The sequence below is a fragment of the Haloactinomyces albus genome (assembly GCF_031458135.1).
GTDB lineage: Bacteria > Actinomycetota > Actinomycetes > Mycobacteriales > Pseudonocardiaceae > Haloactinomyces > Haloactinomyces albus.
Genome location: NZ_JAVDXW010000001.1, coordinates 350122 through 363083, shown reverse-complemented (window position 1 = coordinate 363083; position 12962 = coordinate 350122). Strand labels below are relative to the sequence as shown.

Sequence of the window (12962 nt, the reverse complement as noted above, 5' to 3'; positions counted from 1 at the left end):
AATGGTTGATTTGGTCCTGGGTGATGATCACGCGGTTTTTGTCGATGCACTCGTCACGGTATTGCCGCAGAAAGGAATCACCGTGCTGAACACCGCGGACAGCGTGCGGGGCACGGTGGCGAGTATTCGGCAGCACCGGCCGGAAATCTGCTTGCTCGATCGGTATTTCGCGGACGGTGACGGTCTCGATTTCATCGGTGATGTGATCGCGGCGGGAGAAACCAACACGAAGGTCATGATTCTCACGGCCGACCAGGATGTCGCGGGAATGCGGCGTGCCTTGAACTCCGGTGCTGTCGGGTATGTGAACAAAATGTGCGGTTTGGACTCGCTCGTCACCGCCATTCGACGTGTGGTGAGTGGGGAAGTGGTGGCCGACCTCGCGACCGCATCGGCACGGCGTCCGTCGCGATCCGACCATGCGCGACCGCTCACCACGCCTCTCACCGGGCGGGAGCGGGAGTGCCTCGGACTGCTCGTCGCAGGCGCGAGTACGAGTATGATGGCAAAGCAGCTCGGCGTTTCCGCGGCAACCGTGCGTACCCACGTGCAGGCGTTGTTGACGAAACTGGGGGTGCATTCCCGAGTGGAGGCGGCTTCTTTCGCCGTCCGGCATTGTCTGCTCACCGATACCGAGATCCCACGAAGTCTCGCGCGAGCTTGAGGGCCCTTTCGGTTTTTTTGCGGCAGTGCTTCGATGATGTGCGGGCATGGCTCGGAATGAGCGCGATGCAGTGCGTCGACAAGTTCCTCTCCGATGGTCGCGCGCACCCGGCACGCCGAATCCGGCTGCCTGCGAGGTCCATTCCGAGGCCACCGAGATCGGTCATTCCCGAGGCGGCCGCTCCCGGCTGCTGCACGCCCGCTCGCTGCAGCTCGGCACCCAGGATCCGGTATCGCCGGTCGGCCACACACCACAGTGGTCACGCGAGTTCCTCGCTTGCCTGTGTCCACAGACCTTGCAGCGTGCAGAAAGCACTCCCGTCGACCTGCAGATCGATGACGGGCCGATCCGGGCAGGCGATCGTTCCGTGCAGACCTCACCACCGGTGCCGGGCCGACCGTGCTCGCCCGATTGCCGACCGGATCCGCCGGGTACCTCTCCGGCACGAAACGTCGTTGAAGGAGGCGAGGACATGAAGGCGGTCGTGTGGCAGGCGCCGGGCACGGTGAACCTGCAGGAGGTGCCCGATCCCCGGGTGCAGCAGTCGACGGATGCGATCGTGCGGCTCACGATGAGTGCCATCTGCGGTACCGACCTGCACATGATTCGTGGCACCTTCCCCGGCATGGCGGAGGGCACCGTGCTCGGTCACGAGGGTGTCGGGGTGGTCGAGGAGGTGGGCAGCGGTGTGCGAGCCTTCCAGCGGGGAGATCGGGTTGTGGTGCCTTCGACCATCGCGTGTGGGACCTGTTCGTACTGCCGCGCCGGTTACACGGCGCAGTGCGACACGGCGAACCCGAACGGCCCACTGGCAGGCACGGCGATCTTCGGTGGTCCGGAACCGACCGGAGGCTTCGCCGGTATGCAGGCCGGATACGTGCGAGTACCGTTCGCCAACGCCAACCTCGTGGCGCTGCCGGACAGCATCATCGACGAGCAGGCGATCGTGATCTCCGACGTGCTGCCGACCGGCTGGTTCGGAGCTCGCCTGGCAGAGGTCGGCACGGGGGACACGGTGGCGGTGTTCGGCTGTGGGCCGGTCGGGCAACTCGCGATCGCCTCGGCGTGGTACCAAGGAGCCGGGCGAGTCCTGGCAGTGGATTCGGTGGCCGGCAGGTTGGAGACCGCCCGGCGCCAGCATGCGGAACCGGTGAACTTCACCAGTGAGGATCCGGTGGCGATGCTACGGGAGCTCACCGGCGGTATCGGACCGGATCGGGTGATCGATGCCGTGGGGGTGGATGCCTACCCGCAGGACGAAGGCAGTCGAACCGAGCAGTCGCAAGCTTCCGGCGGGGGAACACTGGCCTGGGGCCACGGAACTTTGCCCTCCCAGGCCGCTCGATGGGCCGTACAGGCCGTCGCGAAGGCAGGGACCCTCGGCGTCATCGGGGTGTATCCGCCGACCTTCGAGTCCTGGCCGATCGGTAGCGCCATGAACAAGAACCTCACGGTGCACATGGGCAACTGCAACCACCGCCCCTTGATGCCGAGACTGGTCGATCTGGTTGCCAGTGGTGTCCTCGACCCGTCGGTGATCCTGGAACGGCAGGAGCCGGTGACCGATGCGGTGCAGGCCTACCAGGCGTTCGACCAGCGTGAACCCGGCTGGATCAAGGTGGCGCTCGAAGGCCTGACCTGAAACCGCGGGTGCACGAACGAACACCCTTCGTGAAGTCGGGCGGGCAGTGCCGGGGCGAGTCGCCGTGCTGTCCGCCCGAAGTCCGCGTGCGAGTATCGCGTTTCACTCGAAACGACTCCACAATCCGAAATTTCTCGAATTCCGGCAAAGCGATCTCCGGCAGGATCAGCGTGTCGAGTTGCACAGCAGAGAGGACGAACTCGATCGAGTTTCGGATACCGCAACGTCCACGGGATTCCGCGATGAGGAATTCTTGAGAGGGAAGATGTTGCATCGCCGCATCGGCCGCCTGCGGTCGTGCGGCATCTCAGGAGTGCGCCTCGGGGGCATGACGAGTACCACCGGTGACCGCGGCCACAGCAGTGTGGACTTTTGCGCATACCATGCCCGTGGTCCGGAACGGTATGCGTGGAATTACCGTGGCTTGATCGATGATGAACGAGATTTCGTCGGCTGTGTGCACACGAATGGAGCGCTGGATTCGGAGTTCGTTCATCGCTTTTGCGCTGGGTCGCATGCCGACACCGCGGCAAGCGGGTCGGAGATCCGTCGACCTCTCGTGGCCCAGGGCTCGACGCTCGAAGGAGGCCCGTGTCAACGGCGTCGCCGGGCGGCGCGCCGGGATGGTGTGCGCCGGGTTGCGCAGGGCGCGCCTGCCTGGCCTCAGGTTGCGCTGGTGACCCTGCCGTGGAGCGCTGCGGTGCGATGATGCGGTGCGGCGATTTCCATTGGGACAGCAGTGTAACATGCGCGCCCTCCGATCCGATGGAATGGACACAAGAGAATAAAAATCCACTACGGCGTTCCCGGCGAATGCCCTGGTGAATGCCCCGGTGAAAATTCTCTTCGGTGAACACGGTTGCCCTGTTTGTCGAGGTTGTGGTAAGTGCTGCGCACGCGCAGTGTACGTATAAATACGCTGCAGTTGGTTTACCTGATCGTGACCTCGGCTCCGAATTGCTCCAATTAGTGCAGGTAAGAGCGTATTTATTCACCCAGGGTGACCGTCCGAATCACGCGATCATCGCATTGCTATGATCAGGGTCACAGGTTTGTACGGTTGATTTCTGCGTTTATTCCCCTAGATTGGGTCCTCGGCGCACGGATTTTGCGCTGGGAGCCGGACGGCAAAGGTGCCGACCGAGTGTGATGACCGGTGAGAGCGTGCGGCCCGGAGTTTCGGCCGCCCACGCCGGTCCGGCTTTGCCGTAAGAAGAGGCGGCCCGGCGCGTCCGTGAAAGCTCGGCGCGGGTCCATACCCGCCGGCCGAGTGCAGTGGCGCATGACCAACGCGAGTGGTGGGAGTGAAGTATGGCCAAGAGCGTGGACGATCTTGCCGAAGGGAACGAGACTGAACCGGTTCACCGGGAGACGCAGACCTTCGGCGACAACCCGTTGGAAGTACGCGACACTGATCACTACACGCATGAGTACGTCGGCGGTTTCGTCGACAAGTGGGATGATCTGATCGACTGGAAGAAGCGCTACGAGAGCGAAGGCCAGTTCTTCGTCGATCAACTCAAGGCCCGGGGCGTCAAGTCGGTCCTCGATGCCGCGACCGGCACCGGCTTCCACTCGGTTCGCCTGCTCGAAGAGGGCTTCGAGACCGTGAGCGCCGACGGTAGCCCGCAGATGCTGGCCCAGGCCTTCAGCAACGGACTCGCCTACGGTGGGCACATCCTCCGCGTGGTCAACGCCGACTGGCGTTGGCTGAATCGTGACGTCCACGGTGAGTACGACGCGATCATCTGCTTGGGGAACTCGTTTACCCACTTGTTCTCCGAACGCGACCGGCGCAAGGCGCTGGCCGAGTTCTACGCGATGCTCAAGCATGACGGCGTGCTGATCATCGACCAGCGCAACTACGACTCGATTCTCGACGACGGCTTCTCGAGCAAGCACACCTACTACTACGCGGGTGAGGACGTCTCCGCGGAGCCGGACCACATCGACGAGGGTCTCGCGCGGTTCAAGTACACCTTCCCGGACAAGTCCGAGTACTACCTGAACATGTACCCGCTGCGGAAGAACTACACGCGGCGGCTGCTGCGTGAGGTCGGTTTCCAGCGGATCGACACCTACGGTGACTTCCAGGAAACCTACGGTGACACCGAGCCGGACTTCTTCATCCACATCGCGGAGAAGAGCTACCGGGAAGAGGACGACCTCGCGGACTTGTACTCCACGGCGGTGCACACCGCTCGGGACTACTACAACTCCGAAGACGCGGACAACTTCTACTACCACGTCTGGGGCGGTAACGACATCCACGTCGGCCTCTACCAGACGCCGGACGAGGACATCGACGCCGCCTCGCGCCGCACCGTGGAGCGGATGGCGAGCAAGGTCGAGATCACCCCGGAGACCCGGATCCTCGACATCGGTGCGGGCTATGGTGGCGCCGCGCGTTACCTGGCCAGGACTTATGGTTGCAAGGTGGCCTGCCTGAACCTCAGTGAGGTGGAGAACCGGCGCAACATCGAGTTCAACCGGGCCGAGGGGCTCGATCACCTGATCGAGGTCAGGGACGGTTCTTTCGAGGACATCCCGTACCAGGACAACGCCTTCGACGTGGTGTGGTCGCAGGATGCGATCCTGCACAGCGGTGACCGTGAGCGGGTCCTGGAAGAGACCACCCGCGTGCTCACGAGTGGCGGTTCGTTCGTCTTCACCGACCCGATGGCTGCAGACACTGCCGATCAGAAGCAGCTCGGGCCCATCCTGGAGCGCATCCACCTGGACACCATGGGCTCGCCCGGCTTCTACCGGCGTGAGCTCGCCCGGCTGGGGCTGCAGACGTTCGACTTCGAGGATCTGACCTCCTACCTGCCCATGCACTACGGCAGGGTTCTCCAGGTTCTCGAAAGCCGGGAGCACGAGCTCGCCGACAAGATCGGCGAGGAATACCGCAAGAACATGAAGACTGGCCTGCAGAACTGGGTCAGCGGCGGCAATGCCGGAAACCTCGCGTGGGGCATCATCCACGCCCGAGCATGAGAACTGCCCACGACAACGACGCCAATCTCCAACAGCGGAAAGGTGAGTAATACCCGTGACTGAGATGAACCGCCGGCTGTTCACCAGTGAGTCGGTGACCGAGGGTCACCCGGACAAGATGGCCGACTCGATCAGTGATGCCATCCTGGACGCGATGCTGGCGCAGGACCCGCGCAGCCGCGTGGCCATGGAGACCATGATCACCACTGGTCAGGTGCACCTTGCCGGTGAGGTCACCACCGAGGCCGACGTGGACCTCCCGACCATCGTGCGGGACAAGGTTCTGGAGATCGGCTACGACAACTCGGCCAAGGGCTTCGACGGCAACACCTGCGGCATCAACATCTCCATCGACCAGCAGTCCCCCGACATCGGCCAGGGTGTGGACACCGCCCACGAGTCCCGTGTCGAGGGCGCCATCGACGAGATTGCCAGCCAGGGCGCCGGTGACCAGGGCCTGATGTTCGGCTACGCCACCAACGAGACCGACGAGCTCATGCCGCTGCCGATCGCGCTGGCCCACCGCATGTCGCGGCGGCTGACCCGGGTGCGCAACGACGGCACGGTGCCGTACCTGCGCGCCGACGGCAAGACGCAGGTCACCGTCGAGTACGCCGGTGACCAGCCGGTGCGGCTGGACACCGCGGTGCTGTCCACCCAGCACGCCGAGGACGTCGACCTCGACAAGACGCTGACCAACGACATCCGCGAGAAGGTCATCAACCCCGAGATCGAGCGGGTCAACCTGGACACCGCCGATCTGCGTCTGTTGGTGAACCCGACCGGCCGGTTCGTCACCGGTGGTCCGATGGGTGACTGCGGTCTGACCGGCCGGAAGATCATCGTCGACACCTACGGCGGCATGGCCCGCCACGGTGGCGGTGCCTTCTCCGGGAAGGACCCGTCGAAGGTGGACCGCTCGGCGGCGTATGCCACGCGCTGGGTGGCCAAGAACGTGGTCGCGGCGGGGCTGGCCAGCCGGGTGGAGGTCCAGACCGCCTTCGCGATCGGCAAGGCCGCTCCGGTGGGTCTGTTCGTGGAGACCTTCGGCACCGAGAACGTGGATCCGGACAAGATCCAGGCTGCGATCAACGAGGTCTTCGACCTGCGTCCGGCGGCGATCATCCGGGACCTGGACCTGCTGCACCCGATCTACGCGCCGACGGCGGCCTACGGTCACTTCGGTCGCACCGACGTGGACCTGCCCTGGGAGCGCACCAACCGCGTCCAGGACCTCAAGAACGCCGCAGGCCTCTGATAGTCGATACCTGTTTGCTCTCGCGCAGGCTGCGGGGCGCGACCGCGCCCCGCAGCCTGGCGGGTGTGTTCGGAGACGACTATCCCAGCTAATTGCCGGCCGGTGGCGGATCATCACCGACATCGGCCCTGGTGAAGGAGTTTTACAGTGCAGATCGCGGTGACCGGTTCGATCGCCACCGACCATCTCATGTCCTATTCCGGCAGGATCGCCGAGCAGCTGATCGCCGACCAGCTCGATCAGGTGTCCCTGTCCTTCCTCGTGGAGGGGCTCGAGGTCCGTCGGGGTGGTGTCGCAGGCAACATCACGTTCGGCCTCGGCCAGCTCGGCGTCACCTCGCTGCTCGTGGGTGCCGTCGGCGAGGACTTCGCCGAATACCGTGCGTGGCTGGAGCGTCACGGTGTGGATACCGCCTCGGTGCACACCTCGGCGACCGCGCACACCGCACGGTTCACGTGCACCACCGACCAGGACAACAACCAGGTCGCCTCGTTCTATCCCGGGGCCATGTCCGAGGCTCGCGAGATCGAGCTCAAGCCGATCGCCGACCGGGTGGGCGGTCTGGATCTCGTGGTGGTCTCGGCCAATGATCCCGAGGCCATGCTGCGTCACTCTCAGGAGTGCCGTGACCGGGGCTACTCGTTCCTGGCCGACCCGGGGCAGCAGTTGGCCCTCATGGACGGCGAGCAGATCCGTAAGCTGGTGGAGGGTGCGAAGTACCTGCTCACCAACGAGTACGAGCACAGCCTGCTGCTGCAGAAGACCGGCTGGTCCCATGCCGAGGTGCTGGAGCAGGTCGATCTGTGGATCACCTCGCTGGGTGAGCAGGGCGTGCGTGTCGAGTCCAAGTCGGCTCCGACGTTCGAGATCGCTCCGGTGAAACCGAAGCAGATCGGTGACCCGACGGGTGCGGGCGACGCTTTGCGTGCGGGCTTGCTGGCCGGACTGGCCGGTGGACTCGAGCTGGAGCGTTCGATCCAGCTCGGTTGCACCCTGGCGACCACGTCGCTGGAGACAGACGGCCCGCAGGAGTACAGCATCGAGAAGGGCTCCTTCGTGGCTCGATTCGCTGAGGCATACGGCGATAAGGCTGCGGCCGACGCCGAATCGGTGCTTCGCTGAAAGCGTCAGGAAGGCAGCGTCATGACTGAACAAGCAAAATCGGGCCGACAGGACAACGACCCGAGCGGCTTCCTGTCGGCCATCGCCGATCGCGTGCTCGTCGGGGACGGCGGCATGGGCACGGCGTTGCAAGAGCACGATCTCTCGCTCGAGGACTTCAACAACCTCGAGGGTTGCAACGAGATCCTCAACGAGACGCGCCCCGACGTGGTGCGCTCGGTTTACACGGGCTTTCTGAAGAACGGCTCGGATGCCATCGAGTCGAACACCTTCGGCTGTAACCTGCCCAACCTGGGCGAGTACGGCATCGAGGACCGGATCCGGGACCTGGCGGAGAAGGGCGTGGCCCTGGCCAGGGAGTGCTGCGACGAGTACTCCACGCCGGACAAGCCGCGCTTCGTGCTCGGCTCGATGGGCCCCGGAACCAGGCTGCCCACGCTGGGCCACGCCCCCTACGCCGACCTGCGGGATGCCTACTACGAGCAGGTGCTGGGCATGCTCGACGGCGGCGTCGACGTGGTCCTGGTGGAGACCTCGCAGGATCTGCTGCAGACCAAGGCGGCCGTCGTCGCAGCCAAGCGGGCCATGGTCGCCAAGCAGAAGTGGGTGCCGATCATCGCCCACGTCACCGTCGAGCAGACCGGTACGATGCTGGTCGGCTCCGAGATCGGTGCGGCCCTCACGGCTCTGGAGCCGCTGGGCATCGACATGATCGGCATGAACTGCGCGACCGGCCCCGCCGAGATGAGCGAGCACCTGCGGGTGCTGGCCGAGCACGCGACCGTGCCGATCTCGGTCATGCCCAACGCCGGCCTGCCCGAGCTGGGCGACAACGGCGCGGTCTACCCGCTGCAGCCGCACGAACTGGCCGAGGCCCTGGTCGGCTTCGCCAACAACTTCGGCGCCCGCCTGGTCGGCGGTTGCTGTGGTGTGACCGGCGAGCACGTGCGCCAGGTCGCCGAGGCCGTCAGCGGCCTCAACCCGGCGCCGCGTACTCCCGAGATCGTGCCGTCGATCTCCTCGATGTACCAGGCGATCCCGTTCAAGCAGGACGCCTCGATCCTCAACGTCGGTGAGCGCACCAACGCCAACGGTTCCAAGGCGTTCCGGGAGGCGATGCTCGAGGAGCGCTACGACGACTGCATCGAGATCGCCAAGGGGCAGACCCGCGAGGGCGCCCACATGCTCGACCTGTGTGTGGACTACGTCGGCCGCGACGGCAAGTACGACATGCGGGAGCTGGCCTCGCGACTGGCCACCTCCTCCACGCTGCCGATCATGGTCGACTCCACCGAGGCCGAGGTCATCGAGGTCGGCCTGGAGCACCTCGGCGGCCGGTGTGCGATCAACTCGATCAACTACGAGGACGGCACCGAAGAGGGCGGCCGCTACGACCAGGTCATGAAGATGGCCGTCGAGCACGGCGCGGCTGTGGTGTGCACCTGCATCGACGAGGAGGGCCAGGCCCGGACCGCGGAGTGGAAACTGCGCGTGGCCGAGCGGCTGATCGAGGACCTCACGCAGAACTGGGGTCTGGACGAGTCCGCGATCATCATCGACACGCTCGTTTTCCCGATCACCACCGGTCAGGAAGAGGTCCGCAAGGACGGCATCGAGACGATCAGTGCCATCCGCGAGCTCAAGAAGCGCCACCCCCGCGTGCAGACCACGCTCGGTCTGTCGAACGTGTCGTTCGGTCTCAACGCGGCGGCACGCCAGGTGCTCAACTCGGTGTTCCTCAACGAGTGCCGCGAGGCGGGGCTGGACAGTGCGATCGTGCACGCCTCCAAGATCCTGCCGATGAACAAGATCGACGACGAGGCTCGTGAGACCGCGCTCGACCTCGTCTACGACCGGCGACGTGCGGCCACCGACACCGAGAGCGCTTACGACCCGCTGCAGAAGCTCATGGCGCTGTTCGAGGGCAAGTCGGCCGAATCGACCGGTGCCTCCAAGGCCGAGGAGCTCGCGGCGATGCCGCTGTTCGAGCGGCTGCAGCAGCGCATCATCGACGGCGAGCTCAACGGGCTCAACGCCGACCTCGACGAGGCGATGCAGGAGAAGAAGCCGCTCCAGATCGTCAACGAGGATCTGCTGGGCGGGATGAAGGTCGTCGGTGACCTGTTCGGCTCCGGGCAGATGCAGCTGCCGTTCGTGCTGCAGTCCGCCGAGGTCATGAAGACCGCCGTGGCCCACCTCGAGCCGCACATGGAAAAGGACGACTCCGGTGGCAAGGGCAAGCTGCTGCTGGCCACGGTCAAGGGCGATGTGCACGACATCGGCAAGAACCTGGTCGACATCATCGTGTCCAACAACGGCTACGACGTCGTCAACATCGGCATCAAGCAGCCGATCAACACCATCCTGGAAGAGGCCGAGAACCACCAGGTCGACGCCATCGGCATGTCCGGCCTCCTGGTCAAGTCCACGGTGATCATGAAGGACAACCTGGAGGAGATGAACTCCAGGAAGCTGGCCGAGAAGTACCCGGTGATGCTCGGTGGCGCGGCGCTGACCCGGACCTACGTGGAAAACCAGCTCGAGGAGACGTTCGAGGGCGACGTCCGCTACGCCAAGGACGCCTTCGAGGGTCTGACGCTGATGGACCGCATCATGTCCGCCAAGCGGGGGGACAACCCCGAGGAGGACGAGAAGGAGAAGGCCAAGAAGGCCGAGCGCAAGGCCCGTCACGAGCGGTCCCAGCGCATCGCGGAGAAGCGCAAGGCCGAGCAGGGCGAGCTGCCCAGTCTCGACGACACCACCAAGTCGGACGTCGACCCGAACCCGGGCGTGCCGACGCCGCCGTTCTGGGGCTCGAAGGTGGTCAAGGGCATCCCGGTGGCCGACTACCTGTCGCTGCTGGACGAGCGGGCCACGTTCTTCGGCCAGTGGGGCCTGCGCGGCTCGAAGAAGGGCCAGGGGCCCTCGTACGAGGAACTGGTGGAGTCCGAGGGGCGTCCGCGGCTGCGGGCCTGGATGGACGAGCTGCAGACCAAGGGCATCCTGCAGCACGCGGCCGTGGTCTACGGCTACTTCCCGTGCGTGTCCGAGGGCAACGACCTCATCGTGCTCGACAAGGACGAGCCGGACGCCCAGGAGCGGCACCGCTTCCAATTCCCGCGGCAGCAGAAGGAAAGGCGCCTGTGCCTGTCCGACTTCTACCGCTCCCGGGAGAAGGCCGAGGAGCTCGGCCAGGTCGACGTCCTGCCGATCCAGCTGGTCACGATGGGCACGCCGATCGCCGACTACGCCAACGAGCTGTTCGCGAAGAACTCCTACCGTGACTACCTGGAGATCCACGGCCTCGGTGTGCAGTTGACCGAGGCACTGGCGGAGTACTGGCACCGCCGCGTCCGCCAGGACCTGCTCTGGCCGGCCGGTGGGTCGGTCTCGGAGGAGGACCCCGACGACGTCGAGCAGTTCTTCAAGCTCGGCTACCGCGGTGCCCGGTACTCCTTCGGCTACGGTGCGTGCCCGACGATCGAGGATCGGGAGAAGCTGGTGGAACTGCTCGAAAGCGAGCGCATCGGCGTCGAGCTGTCCGAGGGCTACCAGCTGCACCCGGAGCAGTCGACCGACGCGATCGTCAGTCACCACCCGGAAGCCAAGTACTTCAACGTGTAGGAAACCGTTTCGGACCGGGCGGGCCCTGGCTGACGGATCACCTGCCCGGTCCGGCCACATCGGCGAAAAAGAGCGCCAAACCGCCCTCAGAAGGGGAAACGAGGAAAGGAAATCATGAGCCCGAAACTGGAGAAGGCCAACGGCATCGAGTTCGCCGTCGCGGACCCGAAACTGGCCGAGGCCGGCCGTGACCAGATCCGCCTGGCCGAGCACGAGATGCCGGGTCTGATGGCCACTCGCCGTGAGTACTCGGAGAGCAAGCCACTCAAGGGCGCACGGATCGCGGGCTCGCTGCACATGACCGTGCAGACCGCGGTGCTCATCGAGACGCTGGTGGAGCTCGGCGCCGAGGTCCGCTGGGTGTCCTGCAACATCTTCTCCACGCAGGACGAGGCCGCTGCCGCGGTCCTCGTCGGCCCGAACGGCACTCCGGACAAGCCGGAGGGCATTGCGGTGTTCGCCTGGAAGGGCGAGACGCTGGAGGAGTACTGGTGGTGCACCAACCAGCTGTTCCAGGGCTTCAGCGATGGCAAGGGCCCGAACATGATCCTGGACGACGGCGGCGACGCCACCATGCTGGTCCAGAAGGGCGTCGAGTTCGAGACCGCCGGTGCCGTCCCGCAGCCGACCGAGGACGACCCGGACGAGTTCAAGGTCGTGCTCTCGGTGCTGCGTGAGAGCCTGGCGCAGGACAAGCAGCGGTTCACCAAGGCCGCCAAGGAGATCAAGGGCGTCACCGAGGAGACCACGACCGGCGTGCACAAGCTCTACGAGCTGGTCAAGTCCGGTGACCTGCTGTTCCCGGCGATCAACGTCAACGACTCGGTGACCAAGTCGAAGTTCGACAACAAGTACGGCTGCCGCCACTCGCTGGTGGACGGCATCAACCGTGCCACCGACGTGCTCATCGGCGGTAAGGTCGCGGTCATCGCCGGCTTCGGTGACGTCGGCAAGGGTTCGGCCGAGTCGCTGCGTGGCCAGGGCGCCCGGGTCATCGTCACCGAGATCGACCCGATCTGCGCGCTGCAGGCGGCGATGGAGGGCTACGAGGTCCGGACGATGGACGAGGTCGTCGAGACGGCCGACATCTTCATCACCACCACCGGTAACTTCGATGTCATCACGGCCGACCACATGAGCCGGATGAAGCACCAGGCGATCGTGGGCAACATCGGCCACTTCGACAACGAGATCGACATGGCCGGCCTGGAGAAGACCCCCGGCATCAAGAAGAAGGAGATCAAGCCGCAGGTTCACGAGTTCACCTTCACCGACGGGCACTCGATCCTGGTGCTCTCGGAGGGGCGTCTGCTCAACCTCGGTAACGCCACCGGCCACCCGAGCTTCGTGATGTCGAACTCCTTCACCAACCAGACGATCGCCCAGATCGAGCTGTTCACCAAGACCGACGAGTACGCTCGGGACGTCTACATGCTGCCCAAGCACCTCGACGAGAAGGTGGCGCGGCTGCACCTGGACGCGCTGGGTGTCAATCTCACCAAGATGACCAAGGCGCAGGCCGAGTACATCGGCGTGGACGTCGAGGGCCCGTACAAGCCGGAGCACTACCGCTACTGATCGCGGTTCGCGCACAGCGCGTGTGTGATCGGTGGCTACGGCCACCGCCCGGGCATCGATGCCCGGGCGGTGGCCCC

The 12962-nt window shown here is 65.1% G+C and carries 7 protein-coding genes; all 7 read left to right on the top strand.

Annotated elements, in window-relative coordinates; genetic code table 11:
- Position 1: 1 nt before the first annotated feature.
- The 7 genes from JOF55_RS01670 to ahcY all read left to right on the top strand — a co-directional run bounded on the left by JOF55_RS01670 (position 2) and on the right by ahcY (position 12885).
- On the top strand, positions 2–664 hold the full coding sequence (locus JOF55_RS01670) for a LuxR C-terminal-related transcriptional regulator (RefSeq protein WP_310268468.1): 663 nt from the start codon (positions 2–4) through the stop codon (positions 662–664).
- Positions 665–1136: 472 nt separating this feature from the next.
- Positions 1137–2306, top strand: a complete 1170-nt coding sequence (locus JOF55_RS01665; RefSeq protein ID WP_310268466.1) for an alcohol dehydrogenase catalytic domain-containing protein — start codon at positions 1137–1139, stop codon at positions 2304–2306.
- Between the two features lie 1311 nt (positions 2307–3617).
- On the top strand, positions 3618–5303 hold the full coding sequence (locus JOF55_RS01660) for a glycine/sarcosine N-methyltransferase (protein WP_310268463.1): 1686 nt from the start codon (positions 3618–3620) through the stop codon (positions 5301–5303).
- Positions 5304–5367: 64 nt separating this feature from the next.
- The gene (gene metK / locus JOF55_RS01655) at positions 5368–6561 is read left to right on the top strand and encodes a methionine adenosyltransferase (protein ID WP_310278242.1); all 1194 of its coding nucleotides are present in this window, start codon (positions 5368–5370) and stop codon (positions 6559–6561) included.
- A 147-nt stretch (positions 6562–6708) separates the two neighbouring features.
- Entirely contained in the window at positions 6709–7683 is a 975-nt protein-coding gene (locus JOF55_RS01650) for a carbohydrate kinase family protein (RefSeq protein WP_310268460.1), read from the top strand.
- Positions 7684–7704: 21 nt separating this feature from the next.
- Positions 7705–11307, top strand: a complete 3603-nt coding sequence (metH, locus tag JOF55_RS01645) for a methionine synthase (protein WP_310268457.1) — start codon at positions 7705–7707, stop codon at positions 11305–11307.
- A 114-nt stretch (positions 11308–11421) separates the two neighbouring features.
- Positions 11422–12885 carry an adenosylhomocysteinase gene (ahcY, locus tag JOF55_RS01640; RefSeq protein WP_310268454.1) on the top strand — a complete coding sequence of 488 codons (1464 nt, stop codon included), beginning with the start codon at positions 11422–11424 and terminating at the stop codon, positions 12883–12885.
- The last annotated feature ends 77 nt before the right edge of the window (positions 12886–12962 follow it).

What these genes read in the sequence shown, in the direction of transcription:
- JOF55_RS01670 (WP_310268468.1), top strand. Translation starts at nt 2, where the DNA reads ATGGTTGATTTGGTCCTGGGTGATGATCACGCGGTTTTTGTCGATGCA.
- JOF55_RS01665 (WP_310268466.1), top strand. Translation starts at nt 1,137, where the DNA reads ATGAAGGCGGTCGTGTGGCAGGCGCCGGGCACGGTGAACCTGCAGGAG.
- JOF55_RS01660 (WP_310268463.1), top strand. Translation starts at nt 3,618, where the DNA reads ATGGCCAAGAGCGTGGACGATCTTGCCGAAGGGAACGAGACTGAACCG.
- metK (WP_310278242.1), top strand. Translation starts at nt 5,368, where the DNA reads ATGAACCGCCGGCTGTTCACCAGTGAGTCGGTGACCGAGGGTCACCCG.
- metH (WP_310268457.1), top strand. Translation starts at nt 7,705, where the DNA reads ATGACTGAACAAGCAAAATCGGGCCGACAGGACAACGACCCGAGCGGC.
- ahcY (WP_310268454.1), top strand. Translation starts at nt 11,422, where the DNA reads ATGAGCCCGAAACTGGAGAAGGCCAACGGCATCGAGTTCGCCGTCGCG.